Origin of the sequence: Streptomyces sp. NPDC008079 (genome assembly GCF_042957385.1) — a bacterium.
In the GTDB taxonomy this organism is placed as follows: Bacteria; Actinomycetota; Actinomycetes; order Streptomycetales; family Streptomycetaceae; genus Actinacidiphila.
The window spans coordinates 39492-63490 of record NZ_JBIBIC010000003.1; the positions used below are offsets into that span (position 1 = coordinate 39492).

The 23999-nt window shown below is 72.9% G+C and carries 23 protein-coding genes and 1 riboswitch; of the genes, 12 read left to right on the forward strand and 11 right to left on the reverse strand.

Features of this window, described 5'->3' with window-relative positions; genetic code table 11:
* Positions 1–222: 222 nt before the first annotated feature.
* Positions 223–1551 (forward strand): HEAT repeat domain-containing protein, encoded by a 1329-nt coding sequence (locus ACFZAM_RS09615; protein ID WP_391044339.1) that lies wholly within the window; start codon positions 223–225, stop codon positions 1549–1551.
* On the opposite strand, the gene ACFZAM_RS09620 is transcribed toward ACFZAM_RS09615, so the two are convergent.
* Complete coding sequence (locus tag ACFZAM_RS09620; protein ID WP_355347371.1) at positions 1517–1927, reverse strand: Fur family transcriptional regulator; 411 nt, start codon at positions 1925–1927, stop codon at positions 1517–1519. The genes ACFZAM_RS09615 and ACFZAM_RS09620 overlap by 35 nt on opposite strands.
* A 187-nt stretch (positions 1928–2114) precedes the next feature.
* Here ACFZAM_RS09620 and ACFZAM_RS09625 point away from each other — a divergent pair, with 187 nt between their 5' ends.
* Entirely contained in the window at positions 2115–3566 is a 1452-nt protein-coding gene (locus ACFZAM_RS09625; protein ID WP_391044803.1) for a catalase, read from the forward strand.
* Positions 3567–3697: 131 nt separating this feature from the next.
* Here ACFZAM_RS09625 and ACFZAM_RS09630 read toward each other — a convergent pair whose 3' ends face one another.
* Together ACFZAM_RS09630 and hisN are read right to left on the reverse strand one after the other, a co-directional pair.
* Complete coding sequence (locus ACFZAM_RS09630) at positions 3698–4123, reverse strand: CBS domain-containing protein (protein ID WP_391044343.1); 426 nt, start codon at positions 4121–4123, stop codon at positions 3698–3700.
* A 207-nt stretch (positions 4124–4330) separates the two neighbouring features.
* Positions 4331–5140 carry a histidinol-phosphatase gene (hisN, locus tag ACFZAM_RS09635; RefSeq protein WP_355347365.1) on the reverse strand — a complete coding sequence of 270 codons (810 nt, stop codon included), beginning with the start codon at positions 5138–5140 and terminating at the stop codon, positions 4331–4333.
* A gap of 145 nt (positions 5141–5285) precedes the next feature.
* Here hisN and ACFZAM_RS09640 point away from each other — a divergent pair, with 145 nt between their 5' ends.
* On the forward strand, positions 5286–5834 hold the full coding sequence (locus ACFZAM_RS09640) for a TetR family transcriptional regulator (protein ID WP_355347362.1): 549 nt from the start codon (positions 5286–5288) through the stop codon (positions 5832–5834).
* A gap of 36 nt (positions 5835–5870) precedes the next feature.
* On the opposite strand, the gene ACFZAM_RS09645 is transcribed toward ACFZAM_RS09640, so the two are convergent.
* The 4 genes from ACFZAM_RS09645 to ACFZAM_RS09660 form a co-directional block, all read right to left on the reverse strand.
* Complete coding sequence (locus ACFZAM_RS09645; RefSeq protein ID WP_355347359.1) at positions 5871–6194, reverse strand: multidrug efflux SMR transporter; 324 nt, start codon at positions 6192–6194, stop codon at positions 5871–5873.
* Between the two features lie 99 nt (positions 6195–6293).
* On the reverse strand, positions 6294–7295 hold the full coding sequence (gene rsgA / locus ACFZAM_RS09650) for a ribosome small subunit-dependent GTPase A (RefSeq protein ID WP_391044347.1): 1002 nt from the start codon (positions 7293–7295) through the stop codon (positions 6294–6296).
* A gap of 8 nt (positions 7296–7303) precedes the next feature.
* Positions 7304–8782 (reverse strand): 3-phosphoshikimate 1-carboxyvinyltransferase, encoded by a 1479-nt coding sequence (gene aroA / locus ACFZAM_RS09655; RefSeq protein ID WP_391044350.1) that lies wholly within the window; start codon positions 8780–8782, stop codon positions 7304–7306.
* 245 nt (positions 8783–9027) lie between these two features.
* The gene (locus ACFZAM_RS09660; RefSeq protein WP_355347350.1) at positions 9028–9741 is read right to left on the reverse strand and encodes a M50 family metallopeptidase; all 714 of its coding nucleotides are present in this window, start codon (positions 9739–9741) and stop codon (positions 9028–9030) included.
* 108 nt (positions 9742–9849) lie between these two features.
* Here ACFZAM_RS09660 and ACFZAM_RS09665 point away from each other — a divergent pair, with 108 nt between their 5' ends.
* Positions 9850–10665 (forward strand): SOS response-associated peptidase, encoded by an 816-nt coding sequence (locus ACFZAM_RS09665; protein WP_355347347.1) that lies wholly within the window; start codon positions 9850–9852, stop codon positions 10663–10665.
* Positions 10665–11372 (forward strand): alpha/beta family hydrolase, encoded by a 708-nt coding sequence (locus ACFZAM_RS09670; protein ID WP_391044354.1) that lies wholly within the window; start codon positions 10665–10667, stop codon positions 11370–11372. Before ACFZAM_RS09665 ends, ACFZAM_RS09670 begins: the two co-directional genes overlap by 1 nt.
* On the opposite strand, the gene ACFZAM_RS09675 is transcribed toward ACFZAM_RS09670, so the two are convergent.
* Positions 11311–11910: a helix-turn-helix domain-containing protein gene (locus ACFZAM_RS09675; RefSeq protein ID WP_391044359.1), complete on the reverse strand. Its 600-nt coding sequence runs from the start codon at positions 11908–11910 to the stop codon at positions 11311–11313. The genes ACFZAM_RS09670 and ACFZAM_RS09675 overlap by 62 nt on opposite strands.
* A 408-nt stretch (positions 11911–12318) precedes the next feature.
* Between ACFZAM_RS09675 and ACFZAM_RS09680 the strand changes: the two genes are divergently transcribed.
* From ACFZAM_RS09680 to def, 6 genes are all read left to right on the forward strand, one after another.
* On the forward strand, positions 12319–12984 hold the full coding sequence (locus ACFZAM_RS09680; RefSeq protein ID WP_391044361.1) for a sigma-70 family RNA polymerase sigma factor: 666 nt from the start codon (positions 12319–12321) through the stop codon (positions 12982–12984).
* Positions 12981–13304 carry a mycothiol system anti-sigma-R factor gene (gene rsrA, locus ACFZAM_RS09685; RefSeq protein WP_355347335.1) on the forward strand — a complete coding sequence of 108 codons (324 nt, stop codon included), beginning with the start codon at positions 12981–12983 and terminating at the stop codon, positions 13302–13304. Before ACFZAM_RS09680 ends, rsrA begins: the two co-directional genes overlap by 4 nt.
* 317 nt (positions 13305–13621) lie before the next feature.
* Positions 13622–14965, forward strand: coding sequence for an HD domain-containing phosphohydrolase (locus ACFZAM_RS09690; protein WP_391044364.1), 1344 nt, complete (start codon positions 13622–13624; stop codon positions 14963–14965).
* A gap of 536 nt (positions 14966–15501) precedes the next feature.
* Complete coding sequence (locus ACFZAM_RS09695) at positions 15502–16710, forward strand: HD domain-containing protein (protein WP_391044804.1); 1209 nt, start codon at positions 15502–15504, stop codon at positions 16708–16710.
* A gap of 192 nt (positions 16711–16902) precedes the next feature.
* Positions 16903–17898 (forward strand): hypothetical protein, encoded by a 996-nt coding sequence (locus tag ACFZAM_RS09700; RefSeq protein WP_188283420.1) that lies wholly within the window; start codon positions 16903–16905, stop codon positions 17896–17898.
* Positions 17899–18029: 131 nt separating this feature from the next.
* Positions 18030–18716: a peptide deformylase gene (gene def / locus ACFZAM_RS09705; protein ID WP_355347329.1), complete on the forward strand. Its 687-nt coding sequence runs from the start codon at positions 18030–18032 to the stop codon at positions 18714–18716.
* Between the two features lie 93 nt (positions 18717–18809).
* On the opposite strand, the gene ACFZAM_RS09710 is transcribed toward def, so the two are convergent.
* From ACFZAM_RS09710 to ACFZAM_RS09720, 3 genes are all read right to left on the reverse strand, one after another.
* On the reverse strand, positions 18810–19823 hold the full coding sequence (locus ACFZAM_RS09710; RefSeq protein ID WP_355347326.1) for a ribonucleotide-diphosphate reductase subunit beta: 1014 nt from the start codon (positions 19821–19823) through the stop codon (positions 18810–18812).
* Positions 19823–22228 carry a ribonucleoside-diphosphate reductase subunit alpha gene (locus ACFZAM_RS09715; RefSeq protein WP_391044805.1) on the reverse strand — a complete coding sequence of 802 codons (2406 nt, stop codon included), beginning with the start codon at positions 22226–22228 and terminating at the stop codon, positions 19823–19825. Before ACFZAM_RS09715 ends, ACFZAM_RS09710 begins: the two co-directional genes overlap by 1 nt.
* Positions 22229–22438: 210 nt before the next feature.
* Positions 22439–22584, reverse strand: a riboswitch (cobalamin riboswitch).
* A gap of 77 nt (positions 22585–22661) precedes the next feature.
* Positions 22662–22892: a hypothetical protein gene (locus ACFZAM_RS09720; RefSeq protein ID WP_391044369.1), complete on the reverse strand. Its 231-nt coding sequence runs from the start codon at positions 22890–22892 to the stop codon at positions 22662–22664.
* 89 nt (positions 22893–22981) lie between these two features.
* On the opposite strand from ACFZAM_RS09720, the gene ACFZAM_RS09725 reads away from it, so the two are divergent.
* The gene (locus tag ACFZAM_RS09725) at positions 22982–23935 is read left to right on the forward strand and encodes a helix-turn-helix domain-containing protein (protein ID WP_355347320.1); all 954 of its coding nucleotides are present in this window, start codon (positions 22982–22984) and stop codon (positions 23933–23935) included.
* The last annotated feature ends 64 nt before the right edge of the window (positions 23936–23999 follow it).

Sequence of the window (23999 nt, forward strand, 5' to 3'; positions counted from 1 at the left end):
ACCGGTCGTCGGCCGGGCTGCGGGGCCGGTTCGCTGGGCGCTGCGCGCGCGGCGGCACCGCGCGCTTTCTCTTAGTCTCCTTGTGCGGGCTTCTTATTCGGGCAAAGACCCGCCGAACCGTCTTGGGCGCGGCACCTTCGCGCGCGATCCTGGTCGGGTACGACGGGCGAGGAGGCGGGATTGCTGCGCAGGCGGCGAGGGCGATCCGAGGCGGGTGTCACCGTGGTGGACACGGGACGCTGGCAGCGCTGGTGCGAGGCCGCGCTCGGCGGGCGTCGCGAGGACGCGGTGACCTTGCTCGCGGGCCTGCGCGCGGTCGTCGAGGACGGACCGCCGTACGACAGGGCCGCGGCGCTCGCCGCGCTCGGCGACGCTCCCGCGGACCTCCTGCTGCTGCTCGACCGGCACGCCAGGCCCTGGCACGGCGGCGGCGCCCACCGCTGGGCCGCCGGCGGCCACGCCGGTGTCGATCCGCTGCGTCTGCTGCTGGCCTCGCTCGACGAGGACGGCCGGGTGCGGGCCGGGGCCGTCGAGAGCCTGGCCGGATGCGGCGGGCCGCTGGCCGTGGCCGCGCTCGCCCTGCGGACGGTCGACTGGGTGCCGGAGGTGAGCGAGCGCGCCACCGCCGCCCTGGTGGCCCGCAACGCGCCGGACGAGGTGGCGGCGGCCGTCCGCGTGCTGCTCAGGCTCGGCGGCAGGCGCCGGGCGGGCGGGCTGCTCGCCTCGTACCGCGCGGTGCTGAGCGAGCCTCCGCACCGCCGCGCCGTGCGGGCGCTGGCCGCCGACTCCGACCCGCTGGCCCGCCGCTTCGGCGTCGAACTCGCCCTGGACCTCGGCAGTTACGTCCGCGGCGACCTGCTGCGGACCGCGCTGCACGACCGCGACCAGGTCTGCCGCAGGCTCTGCGCGCAGCGGCTGCTGGAGCTGGACCCCGACCAGGCGGGCCGGTTGATGTGGGCGCGCGGCGCGGGCGTACGGGAGCTGGCGGTGGCCGCGCTGCCCGGCGACGTGCCCGCCACGCGGCTGGTCGCGCCGCTGGCCGACCGGGCCAGGATGGTACGGGCGCAGGCCCGTTGGCAGTTGTACCGGCGCGGGGAGCCGCCCGCCGACGTCTACCGCAGGCAGCTCCGCAAGGTCGGCAGGACGACCGCGCCCCGGCTCGTCGCGGGACTGGCGGCCGGTCTCGGGGAGTGCGGGGACGCCTCCGACGCGGCGCTGCTGACGCGGCTGCTCGGACCCCGCGAGCGCGATCAGGCCGAGAACTGGCCGCCGATGGTGCGCAGGGCCGCCGCCCGCGCGATCGGACGGCTGGCCAAGCCCGCCGAACTGGTCGGCCTGCTCGGCCCGTTGGCGACCGATCCCGATCCGGGCGTGGCGCGCGAGGTGTTCGAGGCGCTGGCCCGGGTGCCGGCCGATGTCCCGGTGGAGACCCTGTGGGTCGGCAGGACCCGTACGGAACCGGCCGTACGCAGGGCCGCAGAGCGGATCGGCGGCAGGGCCTGCGAGCGGACCGTGCCTACGAGCAGTCCGGGCACAGTCCCCGGTAGGTGACCTCGGCCGCCTGGACCGCGAAGCCGAAGCGTTCGGTCGGGGGGAGGGCCGCGAGCGGGTCGCCGTGCGGGTGGACGTCGCGGATGGTGCCGCAGCGGGAGCAGACCAGGTGCTGGTGCGGCCGGTGCGCGTTGGGGTCGTAGCGCTTGGCGCGGCCGTCGGTGGCGACCTCGATGATCTCGCCGATGCTCACCATCTCGCCCAGCGTGTTGTACACGGTGGCGCGGGAGATCTCCGGCAGCCGTGCGATGGCACGCGCGTGCACCTCGTCGGCGGTGAGATGGACATGGTCGCCGTCGAGGACCTCCGCCACCACGCGCCGCTGGGCGGTCAGCCGCCAGCCGCGTTCGCGCAGTCGTTCCAGCAGGTCGCTCATGCGAGCCAGGGTAACAGCGGGGCAACCTGGATCGAAAGGGTCTGTTCCTGACCCGCATCCTCTATTGGCTCTCTTCTTGACTTAGACATTGTCCAGAGTAGGATCGGCTCCGGCGCGAGCCGATGGGCATGCCGGGGGGCCGGACGATCTGGAGGAGAAGCACGTGACGGTTCAGGAGACGGGTCCGCTGACCACGAGTGCGCTGACCACGGAGGCCGGAGCGCCGGTCGCGGACAACCAGAACAGCGAGACGGCGGGCCTCGGCGGCCCGGTGCTCGTCCAGAGCCAGCACCTGCTGGAGAAGCTCGCGCACTTCAACCGCGAGCGCATCCCGGAGCGGGTCGTGCACGCGCGCGGCGCCGGTGCGTACGGCACCTTCACACTGACCCGTGACGTCTCGCGCTGGACGCGGGCGAAGTTCCTGTCCGAGGTCGGCAAGCGGACCGAGACGTTCCTGCGCTTCTCCACCGTCGCGGGCAACCTCGGCTCGGCCGACGCCGTCCGCGACCCGCGCGGCTTCGCGCTGAAGTTCTACACCGAGGAGGGCAACTACGACCTCGTCGGCAACAACACCCCGGTGTTCTTCATCAAGGACGCCCTGAAGTTCCCCGACTTCATCCACACCCAGAAGCGCGACCCGTACACCGGCTCCCAGGAGGCGGACAACGTCTGGGACTTCTGGGGGCTCAGCCCGGAGTCCACACACCAGGTGACCTGGCTCTTCGGCGACCGCGGCATCCCGGCCAGCTACCGGCACATGAACGGCTACGGCTCGCACACCTACCAGTGGAACAACGAGGCCGGAGAGGTCTTCTGGGTCAAGTACCACTTCAAGACCGACCAGGGGATCAGGAACCTCGCCACCGGGGAGGCCGTGCGCGTCTCGGGCATGGACCCCGACTCCCACCAGCGCGACCTGCGGGAGGCGATCGAGCGCGGCGCGTTCCCGTCCTGGACCGTGCAGGTGCAGATCATGCCCGCGGCGGACGCGGCCACGTACCGCTTCAACCCGTTCGACCTCACCAAGGTGTGGCCGCACGCGGACTACCCGCCGGTCGAGATCGGCAGGCTGGAGCTGAACCGCAACCCGGAGAACGTCTTCGCCGAGGTCGAGCAGTCGGTCTTCAGCCCCGCGCACTTCGTGCCCGGCATCGGCCCGTCCCCGGACAAGATGCTCCAGGGCCGCCTGTTCGCGTACGGCGACGCGCACCGCTACCGGGTCGGCGTCAACGCCGACCACCTGCCGGTCAACCGTCCGCACGCCACCGAGGCGCGGACGCACAGCAGGGACGGCGCCCTCTACGACGGCCGCCACCAGGGTGCCAAGAACTACGAGCCGAACAGCTTCGGCGGCCCGGCCGAGACCGGCCGCCCGCTGTGGGAGCCCGTCGAGGTGTCCGGCGCGACCCGGTACTCCGCCGCGCCCGCGCACGCCGAGGACGACGACTTCGGGCAGGCGGGCACCCTGTACCGGCTCATGTCCGAGGACGAGAAGACCCGGCTGATCGACAACCTGGCGGGCTTCATCGCCAAGGTCTCCCGCGAGGACGTCGTCGAGCGCGCCGTCGACAACTTCCGCCGCGCGGACCCCGACTACGGCAAGCGACTGGAGGCAGCGGTCCAGGCCCTCCGCACCTGACCCGTCGCTCGCCGTTGGCCGAAGAGGCCGGACGCCAAAGGGCTCCGGCCTCTTCTGCGCGTCCGCGTGCGGAACCGAAGGCGCGTGTGTGCCGTTCCGAAGCCGAGCGTGCCGGCCGTTCCGAAAAGCGGTTACGCGCTGGTCAGGGCGGTCGCGGCCGGTGTCCCGGCCGGTGTCGCGGGCCGCTGCCCGGACCAGCAGCGGATGATGTCGCGGACGGAGACCACGCCGATCGGATCGCGGCCCTCAAGGACGACCAGGTGACGGAAACCGCCGTGCAGCATGGCGGCGGCGGCCTCGTCGAGGGTCCACTGCGGGGCGGCGAAGACGACATCGGTCGTGGTGTGGGCGTGGGCGAGTTCGCGGTCGGGGCTGAGACCGTCCCCGATCGCGTCGAGGACGTCGCGCTCGGTGAGGATGCCGAGACCGCAGGTGTCGGTGTCGAGGACTATGGCCGCGCCGACTCGGCGGGCGGACATCAACTGGGCGGCCTGGCGGAGGGTGTGGGCGGGGCCGATGGTGAGTACCACCGTACTCATCGCGTCGCGGACCAGCATGGGACGGGCACCTCCTTGTGTGAAGCCCTCACACGGGACCGCCGTCCGGCGAGCCGGGAGACGCTCGCGTGAACGGTTTCACAAGTTCACAAGCGGGGGCACCTTCATAGTCACACGCCCCCGGAGGACCGGCAAGGGGGCGCGCGAAGCTCCCGCCGCGAGGTGACCCGCCGCCGCGCGCGGCTCGCGCCGCGCCGCTCCGACCTGCTAGGCGACGCCGTCCGAACCGCCCACGTACCCCAGCAGCTCCTCGTGCAGCAGGCCGTTGGAGGCCGCCGCGTTCCCGCCGAAGGGGCCCGGCTCGCCGTCGAGCGAGGTGAAGCGGCCACCGGCCTCGCGCACGATCACGTCGTTGGCCGCCATGTCCCACGTGCTCAGCTCGGGCTCCGCGCAGATGTCCACCGAACCCTCGGCGACCATCATGTACGGCCAGAAGTCGCCGTAGCCGCGGGTGCGCCAGACGTCGCGCGACAGGCGCAGGAAGCCGTCGAGCCGCCCCCGCTCCTCCCAGCCGCTCAGCGAGGAGTACGCGAACGACGCGTCCTCCAGCCGGCTCACGCCCGAGACGTGCAGCCGGGTCGCCGACGACAGGCTGCGGCCGGTGTACGCGCCGTCGCCCTTCGCCGCCCACCAGCGGCGGCCGAGCGCGGGCGCGGAGACCACGCCGACCACGCTCTCGTCGCCCTGCTCGCCGCGGACCATCAGCGCGATCAGGGTCGCCCACACCGGAACGCCGCGCACGTAGTTCTTGGTGCCGTCGATCGGGTCGATCACCCAGCGGCGCGGCCCCGCGCCCTGGCTGCCGTACTCCTCGCCGAGCACCGCGTCCCGCGGGCGCGCCCGTGCCAACTGGCCCCGGATCAGCTCCTCGGCCGCCTTGTCCGCCTCGCTCACCGGCGTCAGGTCGGGCTTGGTCTCGACCTTGAGGTCGAGCGCCTTGAAGCGGGCCATGGTCGCGGCGTCGGCGGCATCGGCCAGCACGTGGGCCAGGCGCAGATCGTCGTTGAATTCGGGCATAAGCCGAACAGTAGCGATCTCGCCTGGTCCCGGTCATCTCCGCCCTGCGCGCAACCTTGACAGACCAGGACAGCGCGTCAATTCTTTCCGCACGGCCGCTGTCCGCGCCATCGCGCGGACACCTCGTGGCGCCTTGGAGGCAATGATGCCTACAGCGCGGGAATCGCTCCTGGACGCGGCGTTCGCCGCGCTCGGCGACCGGCCCTGGGAAGCCGTACGGATGGTCGAGGTCGCGGCGGCGGCCGGGGTGTCGCGGCAGACCCTCTACAACGAGTTCAGCAGCAAGGAAGGGCTCGCGCGCGCCCTCGCCCGGCGCGAGACCGAGGGCTATCTGGCCGGTGTCGACCGCGAGTTGGCCGCCGCGGGCCGGGTCGGCGCCGACGCGGGGGAGTGCTTCGCGGGCGCCGCGGGCTGGACCCTGCGGTCCGCCCGGCGCAGTCCGGTGGTCGCCGCCGCCCTCACCGGCGCCGAGGGCGGCCTGGTCGAATCCCTCAAGGCCCGTACGGTCGACGCGCTCGTCCGCGGCTACCCGCGGCTGCGGCCCCAGGACATCGGATGGGCCTGCGAGGCGGCGATCCGGCTCACCCTGTCGTACGTGATCGCGCCCGCCGCCAGTGACGAGGAGGCGTGTCTGCGGGTGGCGCAGCTCGTCCGCAGCCTGCTGTCGTGGCCCGCGACGGGGGAGGAGCCGTAGCGGCGCACGGTCCGCGCGGGCGCCGCCCGTGAACCGTCAGTGCGCCGAGCCGGAGATCTGGAGGCCGATGACGCCCGCGATCACCAACGAGATGGACACGATCTTCAGCGTGGAGACGACGTCGCCGAGGAAGATCATGCCGTAGATCGCGGTGCCCGCCGCGCCGATGCCGGTCCAGACGGCGTACGCCGGGCCGACGTCCAGCTTCTTCAGCGACAGCGTCAGCAGACCGAAGGAGCCCAGCGCGAACAGGGCGAAGGCGATGGTCGGCCAGATACGGGTGAAGCCGTGCGACAGCTTGAGGCAGACCGCGAACCCCGTCTCAAGGATGCCTGCGACCACCACGAGCAGCCAGGCCATCGGGTGCCTCCCGTTCCCACTCCGTCTCCGAAACCTGTGTGCGCTGTCGATCATCACACAGCCTGCCCGGAAACCGCCCCTCCGGTCGCCGAAAGCGCGTCAGTCTCCCTCGCGCCGCTCGCGGGTGGCCAGCAGCCGCCGCAGCGAGTCCAGCCGGGCGGGCTCGGCGTGCCCCGCCGCGACCCACGCGTCCAGCGCGCACTCCGGCTCGTCGTGCGAGCAGCCGCGCGGGCACTCCTCGGTGCCCGGCTCCAGGTCGGGGAAGGCGTGGATGACCCGCGACGGATCGATGTGGTGCAGGCCGAACGACCGTACGCCCGGCGTGTCGATCACCCATCCCGTGTCGCCCGGCAGCGGCAGCGCGAGCGCCGAGGTGGTGGTGTGCCGGCCGCGCCCGGTCACCGCGTTCACCGAGCCGGTGGTGCGCTGACGCTCCACCAGCGCGTTGACCAGCGTGGTCTTTCCGACGCCGCTGTGGCCGACGAAGGCCGTCACATGCCCGGCCAGCCGCTCGCGGATCTGGTCGACCCCGCCGGTCAGGAAGTCGTCCCTGTTGGTCACCACATACGCCAGGTCCAGCGCGCCGTACGTCTCCAACAGCGGCGCGGCCGGGGCCAGATCGGACTTGGTGAGCACCAGCAGCGGCTTCAGGCCCGCGTCGAAGGCCGCGACCAGGCAGCGGTCGATCATCCGGGGGCGCGGCTCGGGGTCGGCCAGCGCCGTGACGATCGCGAGCTGGTCGGCGTTGGCGACCACCACCCGCTCGAACGGGTCGTCGTCGTCGGCCGTCCGCCGCAGCACCGACTTGCGCGGCTCGATCCGTACGATCCGGGCCAGGGTGTCCTTCGCGCCCGACAGGTCGCCGACGACCGCGACCCGGTCGCCGACCACCATCGACTTGCGGCCCAGTTCGCGGGCCTTCATCGCGACCACCTCGCGGTCGTCGACCAGCACGGTCAGCCGCCCGCGGTCCACGGTCAGCACCATGCCCTCGGTGGCGTCCTCGTGCTTGGGCCTGATCGTGCTGCGCGGCCGGTTGCCCTTGGCGTTGGGGCGGACTCTGACGTCGTCCTCGTCGGGGTTCTTTCCGTAGCGGCGCACGGCGGTCCTCAGCCCCGGCCCGGCGCGGTGGTGTCCGCTGTGTCTGCCGTGTCCGTCGCGTCCGCCGTATCCGTCGGGTCCGCTGTGCCGGTTGTCTCCGCTGTCTCGGTCGTCTCCGGTGCGGCGGCGCCCGGGGTGACGGCGCCCGGCGTGGAGATCCCCGGCGCGGGCGCGCGGCCCGCGAGCATCGCCGTCCACAGCTCGGGGAATTCGGGCAGGGTCTTCGCGGTCGTCGCCACGTTCTCCACCTGGACGCCGTCCACGGTCAGGCCCAGGACGGCCGCGGCGGTCGCCAGCCGGTGGTCCTCGTAGGTGTGGAAGACCCCGCCGTGCAGCGTGGTCGGCCGGATGCGCAGGCCGTCCTCGGTCTCGGTGACGTCACCGCCCAGCTCGTTGATCTCCTTGGCCAGCGCGGCCAGCCGGTCGGTCTCGTGCAGCCGCAGATGCGCGATGCCGGTCAGCACGCTCTCGCCCTCGGCCAGCGCCGCGACCGCCGCGATCACCGGGGTCAGCTCGCCGACCTCGTGCAGATCGGCGGTGATGCCGAGCACCCGGCCGGTGCCGCTGAGCGTCAGCCCCTGCTCGGTCAGCTCGTACGAGCCGCCCATCGCGGTGAACAGCGTGCGCAGCGCGTCACCCGGCTGGGTGGTGCGGCGCGGCCAGTCCGGGATGGTCACCCGGCCGCCGGTGATCAGCGCGGCGGCCAGGAACGGCGCCGCGTTGGACAGGTCGGGCTCCACCGTCAGGTCCCGGCCGAGCAGCGCGCTCGGCGCCACCCGCCACACATTGCGCGCGCCGCCGTCCTGCGGGGCGTCCACCTTGGCGCCGGCCTTCCGCAGCATGTCCACGGTCATCCGGATGTGCGGCTGGGACGGCAGGCTGCGGCCGGTGTGCCGCAGTTCGAGGCCCCGGTTGAAGCGCGGCGCGGACAGCAGCAGCGCGCTGACGAACTGCGAGGACGACGACGCGTCCACGGACACGCTCCCGCCGGACAGCGAGCCCGCGCCGTTCACGGTCAGCGGCAGGGAGCCGCGGCCCTCGTCGTCGATCCTGGCCCCCAGCGCGCGCAGCGCGTCGATCACGCCGTGCAGCGGACGCTCGTACGCCCGCGCGTCGCCCTCGAAGCGGACCGGGCCGTCGGCGAGCGCGGCGACCGGCGGCAGGAAGCGCATCACGGTGCCCGCGTTGCCGACGTCGATCCGGGCGGGGCCGTGCAGCCCGGCGGGGATGATCCGCCACGCCTCGCCGCCGGACGGGTTGACCGTCTCGTCGATCTGCACGCCCATGGCGCGCAGCGCGTCGGCCATCAGGACCGTGTCGCGGCTGCGCAGCGGACGGCGCACCCATCCGGGTTCCGTGGAGTGCGCGGCGAGCACCAGAGCGCGGTTGGTCACCGACTTCGAGCCGGGCACCGTGACGGTCGCGTCCACGGCGCGGGGCGCGGTCGGGGCCGGCCAGAGGGCGGTCTGCGCGGTGCTGTCGCTCATGGGGCCCAAGCGTAGTGGCTCAGGCACAGGGAGATAGGACGCCGAATGCGGCGAAATCTGCCGGAAACAGGTGCTGTCACTCTCGGCCACATGCGCCGGGGTCGTGCGCCGGGCTCATGCGCGGGGCCAGTGCCGTGGGTCTGTGCGCCGGTCTGCCCCCGTTGCCCCGGCCGTTCTCTCCGCCGGGGCCGCCACGGCCGTCACGGTGGGTGTTCCCCGTCACTCCCGTCACCGCGGTCATCGCGTTATTGGAGGAGCAGCCACCGGGCGCCGCCCACCAGCGAGCAGATCGCGACCGCGTAGAACAGGAGCAGCCACAGGGCCGCCGGAGTGTGCGTGAGCCGGGCGAGCTGGTCCGCGTCCGAGGTGCCGGAGCGCTCACGGCGCCGCGTACGTTGCAGCTCAGCGACCGGCCGCGCGCCGCCGACCAGCAGGAACCACACCACCAGATACGCGAACGCCGCCTGTACCTGCGCCTTGGTCAGCCAGGACACCAGCAGGAAGATCGCCCCGGTGACCACCACGGTCAGCGCCCCGTACGCGTTGCGGATCATCACGAGCATGACCAGCAGCAGCGCCGTCGCGCCCCACAGCAGCGCGGTGATGTGGCCGGATGCCAGCAGCCCCGCGCCCGCAAGGCCCAGCAGCGGCGGCGCGGTGTACCCGGCGGCGGCCGTCAGCACCATGCCCACCCCGTGCGGCTTGCCGCGCGAGACGGTCAGGCCCGAGGTGTCCGAGTGCAGGCGTATGCCCTCCAGGCGCCGCCCGGTCAGCAGCGCGAGCAGCCCGTGACCGCCCTCGTGCGCGATCGTCACCGCGTTGCGCGTGACGTGCCACACCCGCCGCAGCAGTACGGCCGCCAGCGCGAGCAGCGCCGTCGCGCCGATCAGCCAGCGCGAGGGATCGGGCTGTGTCCCCGTCAGCCGGTCCCACATCTCGGTGACGCTCGCGACGTTCATGACGTGGCCAGTCCTTGCTACTAGGGGGCTGCGGAGGGGAGTGCCGGGGGCTTGCGAAAGGGCGGACTGTGGGCCGTTCGGGTCCACGGTCGTGGCAGTCTGGCACCTATGTGCGGTCGATATGCGGCGAGCCGGAAACCAGAGGATCTCGCAGGACTCTTCGAAGTCCGTAAGTGGGACCCCACCGAGACCATCGCCCCCGATTGGAACGTCGCGCCGACGAAGGACGTCTACGCGGTGCTTGACCGTCCCGTGCGCGACTCCGGTTCCCCGGAACCGGTCAGACAGTTGCGCGTGCTGCGCTGGGGCCTGGTCCCGTCGTGGGCCAAGTCGCCGGAAGGAGCGGCCAAGCTGATCAACGCGCGGGCCGAGACGGTGCACGAGAAGCCGTCCTTCCGCCGCGCGCTCACCGCCCGGCGCTGCCTGATACCCGCCGACGGCTATTACGAGTGGGTGACGGCGCCCGAGGAGCGCGCGCTGGAGGAGCAGGGCAGGAAGAAGCGGTCCCGCAAACAGCCGTATTTCGTGACGCCCGCCGACGGCTCGGTGATGGCGATGGCCGGGCTGTACGAGTTCTGGCGCGACCGGACGCTGCCCGACGACCACCCGATGGCCTGGTGGGCCACCTGCACGGTGATCACCACGGCGGCCGAGACCGACACCCTGGCCGGATACGCGGGCGAGGGCCCGCGCTCGCTCACCGACATCCACCCCCGGATGCCGCTGATGATGACCCCCGACCGCTGGAACGCCTGGCTCGACCCGGCCACCACCGACCCCGACGCGCTCGGCGCCCTGCTCGCCCCGCCGCCCGGCGGCCTGATGCGCGCCTATCCGGTCGGCACCGGTGTGAGCAGTGTGAAGAACAACGGACCGGAGCTGCTGACGGAGCTGGAGGCACCCGAGGAGGAGACGCTGTTCTGATGACAGCACGCGCAGCACACACAGCGTCCCCGTCCCCCGAGCGGTCGGTGGAAACGGTCGGCACCCCCGCGGGCGAGGCCCGCGTCACCTGGCACCGCGCCCGCGCCGCCCGCGCGGTCCTCGCGCTCGGCCACGGCGCGGGCGGCGGCATCGAGGCCCGCGACCTGGCCGCGCTCGCGGCGGCGCTGCCCACGCACGGCGTGACCGTGGCACTGGTCGAGCAGCCCTGGCGGGTGGCGGGCAAGAAGCTGGCGCCCGCGCCCAAGACGCTGGACACCGGGTGGACGGCGGTATGGCCCGCGCTGGCGGAGCCGGGGCTGCCGGTGGTCGCGGGCGGACGCAGCGCCGGCGCCCGGGTGGCCTGCCGTACGGCGAAGGAGCTGGGCGCCGCGGCCGTCCTCGCGCTGTCCTTCCCGCTGCACCCGCCGGGGAAGCCGGAGAAGTCCCGCGCGGCCGAGCTGGACCTGGGCGCCGCGGCCGGGCCGCTGCTGATCGTGCAGGGCGGCAACGACACCTTCGGGCGGCCCGCGGAGTTCCCCGCCGGGTACGAACCGGTCGAGGTGCCGTACGGCGATCACTCGTTCGCCGTACCCAAGCGCGCGGAGTTGACGCAGGACGCGGCGCTGGCCGTGCTGACCGGGGCCGTCAGCGACTGGCTGGCCGGGCTCGGACATGCATCCGCTCGCCCTGGCGGCCGAAAAGGCTGAGCACCTCGACGGTCTCGTCCCCCGCGGGCCCGAACCAGTGCGGCAGCCGGGTGTCGAACTCGGCTGCCTCGCCCGCCCGCAGCTCCAGATCCTTGTCGGCGAGCAGCAGCCGCAGCCGCCCGGAGAGCACGTAGATCCACTCGTAGCCCTCGTGGGTGCGCTGCTCACAGGGCTTGTTCGGCTCGATGATCATCTTGTACGCCTGGAGCGCGCCGGGGTGCCGAGTCAGCGGCAGCACCGTCATGTGGTCCATCTTGCGCGGCACCGTGCGCACCCGCGGGTCGCCGACCTCGGGCGCGCCCACCAGTTCGTCCAGCGGCATCTGGTGCGCGCGGGCCAGCGGCAGCAGCAGTTCGAGCGTGGCGCGCCGCTGCCCCGACTCCAGCCGCGACAAGGTGCTCACCGAGATCCCGGTCGCCTCCGCCAGCGCGGCCAGCGTCACCCCGCGCTCCAGCCGCGCCGCCCGCAACCGCGGCCCGACCTCGGCCAGAGTGCGCTCGACGCCGTCGTCCGTGCCCTTGGGTGCTTTCTCCGCCATGCGCCGATTTTGCCATACCGGCAAGCACGTTTGCCGTACGACCCCGGCGCGGACTCCGGACCACCGCCGTGCGACTTCCGCGCGATCCGCCCGCGCGCCCCCTGTGCCACCGGGAATGAGCCGCGCGATACCGGTGTTGTGCGAATCGGCAGAACGATTCGATCCCGCATTGACGAAGCAATCCGTGAGATCTGTGAGAGAGGCAGCCGCATGGTTTCAGCCGCTTGCCGGTCCCGCGCAGAGGCCGCACAGGCCACCGCGCGACCGGACGCAGCCGCGCCCTACCTGAACTGGGCCGAATGGCCGGTCAAGGACGACGGCAAGGGCGCATCCGGCACGTCGATCTCCAGCGGGATATCCTCCGGAACAGGCGTGGCCGCTTTTGGGCGCGCTGACGTTTCTGAGGAGGTGGGTGCGGTCACCGGCACCGACGACAGCACGGCGGAAAACGCGAGTGCGTCCGGTGAGGCAGCACAGGAGAGCAGCGCGGAGCGCACCGAGCGCTTCGAGCGGGACGCCCTTGGCTTCCTCGACCAGATGTACTCGGCCGCGCTGCGGATGACCCGCAATCCGGCCGACGCGGAAGACCTCGTCCAGGAGACGTACGCGAAGGCGTACGCCTCCTTCCACCAGTTCCGTGAGGGCACCAACCTCAAGGCGTGGCTCTACCGCATTCTCACCAACAGCTTCATCAACTCCTACCGCAAGAAGCAGCGCGAACCGCTGCGCAGCGGCTCGGAGGAGATCGAGGACTGGCAGCTCGCACGAGCCGAATCCCATATGTCGACCGGCCTGCGCTCCGCGGAGTCCCAGGCGCTCGACCACCTGCCCGACTCCGACGTGAAGGCGGCGTTGCAGACGATCCCCGAGGAGTTCCGCATCGCGGTCTACCTCGCGGACGTCGAGGGCTTTGCCTACAAGGAGATCGCGGACATCATGGGAACACCCATCGGCACAGTGATGTCCCGGCTGCACCGCGGGCGTCGCCAGTTGCGTGAGCTGCTGGAGGACTATGCGCGGGACCGCGGTCTTGTACCCGCGGGCGCGGCGGATGAGAAGGGCGCGGATTCATGAGTTGCGGCGACGCACATGAGACGGACTGCTCGGAGGTGCTCGGCCACCTCTACGAGTACCTCGACAACGAGATGCCCGACGAGAGCTGCGCCAAGTTCAAGGAGCACTTCGACGAGTGCCACCCGTGCCTGGAGAAGTACGGCCTCGAACAGGCCGTCAAGAAGCTCGTCAAGCGGTGCTGCGGCTCCGACGACGTGCCGACCGACCTCCGTTCGAAGGTCATGATGCGGATCGAGCTGATCCGCTCCGGTGAGGTCGCCCCGGTCCCGGACCAGGCGCCCGACATCCTCGCCACCCCGACCGAGGCCGAGGCCCGCTAGCTCCTGTCTCCACCGCCGGGCGCGCCAGGGCTTCCCCGCCGCCGTCGGCCAACGCCGGGACACCCCCCGGCACCCCTTCGTCCCGGCTCGTACCCCGTTGCGCTTGTGGACGGGGTTCGGGCGTTCGGACGAGGGCGCATACGCCTCACGTCACCCGTGCGGGTGAGCGTCGGGTCCCACGGACGGCCCAACCCCGGCAAACGCCTCTTCCACGACGGGCGCGGCCCTATCCTCCTGACTCTCAACGGGCCGGGAGCCGATCGGGCCGCGCCCGCCGCGCGTTCGCGCACGTTCGCGTACGGAGGAGGCCGCCTCTCGTGTCCGCCATGCCGACACCCGCACGGGTCACCGTGGCCGCCGTGTGCGCCGCCGGGACGCTGTGCGCCGCGCCCGCCCTGCGGCCCGCCACCGCGTGGGGGACCGTCGCCGTACTCGCCGCCCTGTACGCGCTGTGCGAGCCCGGCGTGCTCCCCGACCGCGCCGCGGGCCGCCACCCGCCCGCCGCCGTCGGCCCGTTCCTGCCCGTCCTGCTGGCCGCCGCCCTGCTGCTGCCCCCGGCCGCCGCCGCGCTGGTGGCCGTCCCCGGCTCGCTCGCGGGCCGCGTGGAGCAGGAGCCGCGCCGCGTACGGCGGCTGTGGCGCGCCGCCCACCTGGCCGTCGCCGTCTGGGCCGCCGCGCTCGCCGCCCGGCTGCTCGACGGCCCCCGCGCGCTGGCCGCCGCCGACCTGCCGTACGCGCTGCTGCCCGCGACCGTCGCCGCGCTCGTCCTCTGCGTCACCGCCACCGCGCTCACCGGCGCCGTCCTGGTCACCGCCGAGGGCCGCACACCGCGCGCGGCCTGGGGCGCCCCGCTGCTCGGCGCCCTCGCCCCGCACCTGACCTACGGCCTCGTCGCCCTCATGACCGCCGTTCTGTGGCAGGCCCGCTACGGCGCCTTCGCCGCGGTGCTCGTACCGCTGCCGATGTACGCGGCCTGCTGGGGATTCGCCCGCGCCCGCCGGGAGCGCGACGCCCACCGGGCGACCGTGCGCGCGCTCGTCCAGGCCGTCGAAATCAAGGACCACTACACGCGCGGGCACAGTGAACGCGTGGGCCGCGCCTCGGTGTTCATCGCCCGCGAGCTGGGCATGCCCGAACCCCGCGTCGACGCCCTGCGGTTCGCCGGAATCCTGCACGACATCGGCAAACTCGGCGTCCCCACCCGCCTGTTGCGCAAGAACGGGCCGCTGACCCCGGCCGAGCGGCGGGTGGTCGAGCTGCACCCGGAGTACGGGCACGAGATGGTCCGCGGCATCGCCTTCCTCGGCGAGGCGCGGGACGCGATCCTGCACCACCACGAACGCCTCGACGGCAGCGGCTACCCGCACGGGCTCGCGGGCGACCAGATCCCGGAATTCGCCCGCGTGGTCGCCGTCGCGGACGCCTTCGACGCCATGACGTCCACCCGCTCCTACCGGCGCGCCCGGCCGGTTCGCGCCGCGCTCGACGAACTCCACGCCTGCGCCGGTACGCACTTCGACCCGGCGATGGTCGCCGCCCTGACGCGTGCGCTGGCGCACCACTCCTGGCCGGTGGCCGCCTCGGGGCCGGTCGGCGCCACCACCGCCGGGCGGGGCCCGCTGCTTCTTCCGGCCGCCGTCTCCGCGCCGGTGCCGCGATGAGTGCCCGGCTCGTCCGGGGCGTGTACGGCGCCGCCCTCACCCTGACGGCCGCGGCCGTCGCCCGCACCGCCCTCACCGGCCTCTCCGCGCCCGGCACCGCCCTCGCCTTCGCCGCCGTCATCGCCGTGGGCGTCACCTTCCGCCTTCCCGCCCCCCTCGCCCCTCTCGCCCCTCTCGCCTTCGGCGTCGACCGCGACACCGCGCCTCTCGCCACGGCGACGGCTCTCGCCTACGCCCTCCTGGCACCGGGCCGCCACGGCCTCGCCCAAACCGTGGCCGTCTCCGCCCTCGCGGCCGCCGTCCCGCTGACCCTGAGCCGCCCCCGCCCCCGCCACGCAGCCGCCCCCGCCCCGCCCCCCTCACCCAGGTGGGCACCCCCCAGGACCGCGGCGAACGCGGGTCCCTTGCGCAGGTGGCTGCCCCCCAGGGCCGCGGCGGGTGAGGGCCCTTTGCGCAGGTGGGTGCCCTCCAGGGCCGCGGCGGCCGCGGGTCCCTTGCGCAGGTGGCTGCCCCGTAGGGGCGCGGGGCTGCGTCTGATGTGCGGCTGCCGCCGCGTGGGCGCGGCCGGCCGCGATGGGGCTGTGCCCTCCAGGGCCGCGGCGGGTGAGGGCCCTTTGCGCAGGTGGGTGCCCCGTAGGGGCGCGGGGAACTGCGCGCTCAGCCACGACGCTCCCGCAGGTCACCACCCGCCCCGGCGGGGCAGTTCGGTGGTCTCCGGACCACCGGCCGGTGGGGGCGGGCCGCGCAGTTCCCCGCGCCCCTACGGGGCGGACCCTCCTGGGGAGGGGCGCCCGGGTTCGGGGCGGTATGGGGGGCCGGGGGCCAAGGGGGACGGTGAGGTGCGGCGGCTCGCGGCAGCGACCTTCGCCGGGGTGTGCGCCCAACCCTTCGCGGGAGGCGAAGGCCCCGCGTACGCCGCCGCACTCCTGGCGGTCCTCGGCCTGACGGCGCTGTGCGACGCGGCGCTGGCGGCGGCCCTGGGCGCGGCCAGGACCGGCCACCCGTACGCCCCGGCGCTGCGCGACGAGGTGCGGGCACTGGCGGGAATGGCCAGCGCGGTGTGCGCGGGCGGTGTGGTGATGGCGCTGGCGGTCGCGACGGCCGGGCTGTGGGCGCTGCCGATGGCCGCGGCGCCGCTGCTGCTGGCGCAGATGTCGCTGCGGGGCCAGGCGGCGGTGCGGGCCACGTACCGGCAGACGATCGGGTCGCTGGCGCGGGCCACCGAGGTGGCCGGGTACACACCGGAGGGGCACGCGCGGCGGGTGAGCGAGCTGGCGACGGCGGTCGGCAGGGAGCTGGGCCTGCCCGCCCGCCACCTGATGCTGCTGGAGTACGCGGCGCTGATGCACGACATCGGCCAGCTCTCGCTGGTCGACCCGGTGCCGCGCGGGGCGACGGAGCCGCTGGACGGCGAGCGGCGGCGCGCCATCGCCGCGCTCGGCGGCGAGGTGGTGCGGCAGACCGGCGCCCCGGCCGAGGTGGCGCTGATCGTGGAGCGGCAGGCGCACCCGTACCGGGAGCAGCCGTTGGCGGGCCGGATCGTCCGGGCCGTCAACGCCTACGAGGACCTGACGGGGGAGCCGGGCGCGGCCCTCGACCACCGGCTCGCGGCGGTCGAGCGGCTGCGGTTGGCGACCGCACGTGAGTACGATCCGCAGGTGGTGGCGGCACTCACCAGGGTGCTCGCACGGCGCCCCACCTGGGCATGGTTGGATGCCCACGGGAGTGGCAAGGGTGTCGAGTGAGGAAGCGCGCTCACCGGGGAGCCGCGGACCGCACGGACCGGGTCGCCGGCCCCGGGGGACGGGGGCGACGGCCGGGCTGAGACAACGGCCAAAATGTGCAAGGTTGGAGTCGTACGGGGGGACGCGATCGTAGTGGTGCGGGAAGGCGACGTCCTGGCAGTGATCGGCTGAGCGGGCAGGCGGGTAACGACGTTGAACATCTTCGGAAGAGTGCGGCACCGGCCGTCGCCCACGTGGCGGCAGGCCACTGACCGGGCGTTCTCGCTGATCGGCGACGGCCGTTACGAGGACGCCGGAGCGCTGCTGACCCGAGCCGCCGATCTGGAGCCGTGGCTGTCGGAGTCCTGGTACAACCTCGCGCTGCTGCACAAGTTCCGGCACGACTGGGCGCAGGCCCGGATCGCCGGGCTGCGCGCGGTGGCGCTGCTCGACCGCCCGGTCGGCTCCCCCGACTGGTGGAACCTGGGCATCGCCGCCACCGCCGTGCAGGACTGGCCGCTGGCCCGCCGCGCCTGGCAGGCGTACGGCCTGCGGATGCCCGCGGGCACCGCGAGTCACAACGGCGAGGAGTCGGTACGGCTGCCGCTGGGCAGCGCCGCCGTACGGCTGTCGCCCGAGGGCGAGGCCGAGGTCGTGTGGGGCCGCAGGCTCGACCCGGCGCGGGTCGAGGTGCTCTCCATCCCGCTGCCGTCGTCCGGGCGCCGCTGGGGCGAGGTCGTGCTGCACGACGGCGTCCCGCACGGCGAGCGCGCCACCGCCGACACCGCGGGCGGCGCGGTCTACCCCGTCTTCGACGAGATCGAGCTGTGGGCGCCGTCCCCGGTGCCGACCTGGCTGGTGCTCCTCGAAGCGGACACGGCCGCCGACCGCGACGCGCTGGAGCGGCTGGCGGCGGAGGCCGGATACGCGGCCGAGGACTGGTCGTCGTCCGTCCGGCTGCTGTGCCGCACCTGTTCGGAGAGCCGGATGCCCACCGACGACGGCTCGATGGCCACGCGCGACCCGCACGACCACGGTGAGCCCGGTCACCCCGGCCACCTCAGCCACCACAGCGCGGGTGTGCGCTGGTCGCCGGAGCGCGAGTGCGGGATCGCCGCCCCCGCGTCCCTGGTCCGCGGCCTGCTCGACGGCTGGGTCGCCGACAGCCCGGACACCCGGGACTGGCGGGACCTCGAAGAGGTCTGCTGAACCGCACGCCCTGAACCCCGTGCCCCGAACGGCGAGGTGCGACGAACCACGAGGTGTGGGGAACACCGTCGTGCGCGGGCCCGTACCCTAGGGGGGTTCGTTTACGGGTTCGCGGAAGGCGTACGGCGCAGATGTCCCAGCAGCACACCGAGCACGGCCACGGTCACCAGCACCACCACGGGCATGACCACGACCACGCGCACAGCCACGACGCGGCCACCGAAGGCTTCCTCGACGACGTGACCGACGCGCAGGCGCGCGAACTGGCGTACCGCGAGCGCGGCACCGTCCGCCCGATCACCGTGGTCGGCAACCCGGTGCTGCACCGGGAGTGCAAGGACGTCACGTCCTTCGACGACGACCTGGACGCGCTGATCGCCGACATGTTCGCCAGCCAGCGCGCCGCCGAGGGCGTGGGCCTGGCCGCCAACCAGATCGGCGTCGACCTCAAGGTCTTCGTCTACGACTGCCCGGACGACGACGACAACCGGCACGTCGGCGTCGTCTGCAACCCCGTCCTGGACGAACTGCCCGCCGACCGGCGCCGCCTGGACGACTCCAACGAGGGCTGCCTGTCCGTCCCCGGCGCCTACATGGAACTGGCCCGCCCCGACTACGCGGTGGTGCGCGGCCAGAACGCCAAGGGCGAGCCGATCGTCGTCCACGGCAGCGGCTACTTCGCCCGCTGCCTCCAGCACGAGACCGACCACCTCTACGGCCGCCTCTACATCGACCGTCTCTCCAAGCGCGACCGCAAAGACGTCATGAAGCAAATGGCCGAGGCCACCCCGAAGTTCGAGACGGTCCCCAACGACTGACCCGCCCCGCGCGCCCGCCCGACGGGAAAGGGGCGGCGGAAGGCTCATCGCCTTCCGCCGCCCCTTTCGCCGTTGACCGTTCCAACCCGGGGTCTAGAAGTCCTCGTCCAGGGCGAAGCTGCCCTCCACCGCGACCTGGTAGGCGGACGGGCGGCGCTCGAAGAAGTTCGTCAGCTCCTGGACGCCCTGCAACTCCATGAAGGAGAAGGGGTTCTCCGAGCCGTAGACCGGGGGGAAGCCGAGGCGGGCGAGGCGCTGGTCGGCGACGCACTCCAGGTAGGCGCGCATGGACTCGGTGTTCATGCCGGGCAGGCCGTCGCCGCACAGGTCGCGGCCGAACTGGAGCTCGGCCTCGACGGCTTCGCGCAGCATGTCGGTGACCTGCTGCCGCAACTGCTCGTCGAAGAGGTCCGGCTCCTCCTTGCGGACGGTGTCGACCACGTCGAAGGCGAAGCTCATGTGCATGGTCTCGTCGCGGAACACCCAGTTGGTGCCGGTCGCGAGCCCGTGCAGCAGGCCGCGCGAGCGGAACCAGTAGACGTACGCGAAGGCGCCGTAGAAGAACAGGCCCTCGATGCACGCGGCGAAGCAGATCAGGTTGAGCAGGAAGCGCCGGCGGTCGGCCTTGGACTCCAGGCGGTCGATCTTCTCGACCGAGTCCATCCAGCGGAAGCAGAACTGCGCCTTCTCGCGGATCGAGGGGATCTCCTCGACCGCGTCGAAGGCCGCCGCCCGGTCCTCGGGATCGGGCAGGTAGGTGTCGAGCAGCGTCAGATAGAACTGGACGTGCACGGCCTCCTCGAAGAGCTGGCGGGACAGGTACAGCCGCGCCTCGGGGGAGTTGATGTGCTTGTAGAGCGTGAGCACCAGGTTGTTGGAGACGATCGAGTCACCGGTCGCGAAGAACGCGACCAGACGGCCGATCATGTGCTGCTCGGCGGGGCTGAGCTTGGCGAGGTCGGACACGTCGGAGTGGAGGTCGACCTCCTCCACGGTCCAGGTGTTCTTGATCGCGTCGCGGTAGCGCTCGTAGAAATCCGGGTAGCGCATCGGACGCAGGGTCAGCTCGAAGCCCGGGTCGAGCAGATTCTTGTCGGTGGACGTCATTACTGGCAGGCCTCGCAGGACTCGGGGTTCTCAAGGGAGCAGGCGATCGCGTCGGCGTCGGCGATCACCGGTACGGGGACGGGGGTGGCGGCCGTCTGCTGCTGGGCGCGGGCCGCGCGGGCGATCCGGGTCGCGGGCCGGGACCGCAGGTAGTACGTCGTCTTCAGGCCCTGCTTCCAGGCGTACGCGTACATCGAGCTGAGCTTGCCGATGGTGGGCGTCTCCAGGAACAGGTTCAGCGACTGGCTCTGGTCGAGGAACGGCGTACGCGCCGCCGCCATGTCGATCAGGCCGCGCTGCGGGATCTCCCACGCCGTGCGGTACAGCTCGCGGATCTCGGCCGGAATCCAACTGAAGCCGTTCACCGAGCCGTTGGCCTCGCGCAGCGCCTCGCGGGACTGCGCGTCCCACACGCCGAGCCGCTTGAGGTCGGCGACCAGGTACGAGTTGACCTGGAGGAACTCACCCGACAGCGTCTCGCGCTTGAAGAGGTTGGAGACCTGCGGCTCGATGCACTCGTAGACACCGGCGATGGACGCGATGGTCGCGGTCGGCGCGATGGCCAGCAGCAGCGAATTGCGCATGCCGGTGGCCGCGATCCGGGCGCGCAGCGCCGTCCAGCGCTCCGGCCAGTTCAGCTCGGTCGCGTAGTGGTCGGGGTGCAGCACACCGCGGGCGGTACGGGTCTTGTCCCAGGCGGGCAGCGGGCCCTGCCGCTCGGCGAGGTCGCAGGACGCCTCGTACGCGGCGAGCATGATCCGCTCGGCGATCCGGGTGGACAGCTCGCGCGCCGCGGCCGAGTCGAAGGGCAGCCGCAACTTGAAGAAGACATCCTGAAGACCCATCACGCCCAGGCCCACCGGGCGCCACTTGGCGTTGGAGCGGCCCGCCTGCTCGGTCGGGTAGAAGTTGATGTCCACGACCCGGTCGAGGAAGGTCACCGCGGTCCTGACGGTCTCGTCGAGCCGCTCCCAGTCCATCTCGCCGCCCGCGCCGCCCCCCGGGGTGGCGAAGGCGCCCAGGTTCACCGAACCCAGGTTGCACACCGCGGTCTCGCCGTCGTCGGTGACCTCAAGGATCTCGGTGCACAGATTCGAGGAGTGCACCGTACGGCCGGGCTCCGCCGTCTGGTTGGCCGTACGGTTCGAGGCGTCCTTGAAGGTGATCCAGCCGTTGCCGGTCTGCGCGAGGGTCCGCATCATCCGGCCGTACAGCTCGCGCGCCGGGATCGTGCGCTGTGCCAGGCCCTTGGCCTCGGCCCTGCGGTACGCGGCGTCGAAGTCGTCGCCCCACAGGTCGACCAGCTCCGGCACGTCGGACGGCGAGAACAGCGACCAGTCGGCGTCGGTCTCCACGCGGCGCATGAACTCGTCCGGGATCCAGTGCGCCAGGTTCAGATTGTGGGTGCGGCGCGCGTCCTCACCGGTGTTGTCGCGCAGTTCGAGGAACTCCTCGATGTCGGAGTGCCAGGTCTCCAGGTAGACCGCCGCGGCGCCCTTGCGACGGCCGCCCTGGTTGACCGCGGCCACCGACGCGTCCAGCGTCTTCAGGAACGGCACGATGCCGTTGGAGTGGCCGTTGGTGCCGCGGATCAGCGAACCGCGCGAGCGGATCCGGGAGTAGGACAGGCCGATCCCGCCCGCGTGCTTCGACAGCCGCGCCACCTGGTGGTAGCGGTCGTAGATCGAGTCCAGCTCGTCCAGCGGCGAGTCCAGCAGGTAGCAGGAGGACATCTGCGGGTGCCGGGTGCCGGAGTTGAACAGGGTGGGGGAGCTGGGCAGGTAGTCCAGCGCGCTCATCAGCCGGTAGAGCGAGGCGACTTCCTCGGCGGCGCGCACCGAGTCGTCCTCGGCGAGACCGCAGGCCACGCGGAGCATGAAGTGCTGCGGGGTCTCGATCACCTGACGGGTGATGGGGTGCCGCAGCAGGTAGCGGCTGTGCAGGGTGCGCAGGCCGAAGTAGCCGAAGCGGTCGTCCGCGCCGGCGGCCAGCGCCTCGTCCACCAGCGCGTCGAGCCGGGGCTTGTGCAGGGCCACGAAGGCGGCCGTGCGGTCGGCGATCAGGCCCTCGCGGTGCCCGACCGAGACGGACGCGGAGAACGACACCGCACCCTGGCCCGCGGCCTCTTCGGCGATGGTCGAGGTCAGCAGCCGGGCGGCCAGCCGCGAGTACGCCGGGTCCTCGGAGATCAGCCCGGCCGCCGCCTCGGTGGCCAGGCTGTGCATCTCGGCCGCGTCGGAGGCGGCGTTACGGCCGCGCAGCGCGGCGGCGGCGACCCGGCCGGGGTCGGTGTCGGTCAGGTCGGCGGTGAGCCGCACCAGCGTACGCAGCAGGTCCGCGCCCGGGCCCTCGTCGGGACCGGCGGGAGGTCCGGGGAGAGGTCCGGAGGGGGGAGCCGAGGGAATCCGGGGGGCGACGGTGCGGAGTTCGGCTGAAGCGGGGTCTGCGGGCGCGATGGTCACGGTGGTGCTCTCTCCCTCGAACGCGGCGACGGCCAGGCGGGAGGAGCGGGTACGCGTGCGGAGGCGCACCCCTGCTCAGGCATGGGCGTGCCGCGACGCGTCCGCCGGCCCAATCCGCGAGGCCCGGACACAACTGCGCCCGTCGCTTGTGGGCGCTACGGGCGCGCTGGCGGCAGGTCCTCGGGCTGTGCGGGCGTACGCCCGCTCACCGTTGCGGGGCAGCGCCGGATTCGCACCGGCTTCCCCTGCTCGACAGCGAAGTTGAGCATACATGTAGTGCCGCGGTTCGCGTGGAAGCCCAGATGTTGTGTCGTGAGGGCGGGTCGCCGAGGTCGGCGCGCAAGCGCCGGAGGGGATTTTATTCCCTCCGGCGCCCTCAGATCCGCGGGGCCGCGACCGCTGTGAGGGCCGGTTCGCGGCCTGGTTCGCGGTCCGCGCGCGCGGCGCGTCTCGCGTGCGCCCGGCGTGTCGCCTCGGCCTCGCGGGCGGCGTCGGCCGCGCGGATCTGGCGGGTGATCCTGGCCTCGGCGCGCAGGCCCAGGACGGGGACGAAGGAGAGGATGAGGAGGAGAGCGGAGAGGGCTGCGATGTCCAGGAGAACGGTCATGGGTCAATCGTGCTCGCGCCGCTTACCCGCGAACAGTGGCAGGACCGCCGTACTACCGCGACATCCTGCCACGTGGCATCCTCGGGAGCATGCTGAAGAACGTGGCCGCGGTACTGCTCGACGGTGTCCACCCCTTCGAACTCGGGGTGATCTGCGAGGTGTTCGGCCTCGACCGCAGCGAGGACGGGCTGCCCGTGTACGACTTCGCGGTGATCTCCGGCGAGGGCCCGACGCTGCGCACGCACGCCGGGTTCGAGCTGTCGGCCTCCTGCGACATGGACCGGCTGGACGAGGCGGACCTGATCGCCGTACCGGCCGGGGACTCGTACATCGACCGGGACTTCCCGCCGCAGGTGCTCACGGCGCTCAACCGGGCCGTGGAGCGCGGCGCGACGGTGCTCAGCGTGTGCTCGGGCGTCTTCGTGCTGGCCGCCTCCGGCATGCTCGACGACCGGCGCTGCGCCACGCACTGGCGGCACGCGGAACGCCTCGCGAGCCGGTACCCGCAGATCAAGGTCGAGTCCGACGTGCTGTACGTGGACGACGCGGGGGTGATCACCTCGGCCGGTACGGCCTCCGGCATCGACGCCTGCCTGCACCTGGTGCGCAAGGAGCAGGGCAGCGCCGTCGCCAACGGCATCGCCCGCCGCATGGTGGTGCCGCCGCACCGCGAGGGCGGCCAGGCGCAGTACGTGGACCGGCCGCTGCCGCGCGGGCAGAGCGACACCGTGGCCGGGGTGCTGTCCTGGATGGAACGGCACCTGGACCGCGAGGTGACCGTCGAGGAGCTGGCCGCCCGCGCCCACATGTCGCCGCGCACCTTCGCCCGCCGTTTCCAGCAGGAGACCGGCACCACCCCGTACCGCTGGCTGCTGGGTCAACGGGTGCTGCTGGCACGGGAGTTGCTGGAGGCCACCGACCACACCATGGACGCCGTCGCGCTCCGCGCGGGGTTCGGGAACGCGGCGACCATGCGGCATCACTTCGCCCGCTGGACGGGGACCACGCCGCAGGGGTACCGGCGCACTTTCGCCTCGCGCTGAGGCGCGGGTCCCCAAGGCGCGGGCCGCGCACCACAACGCGGCCTCGCGCCCCCGGGACCCGCCC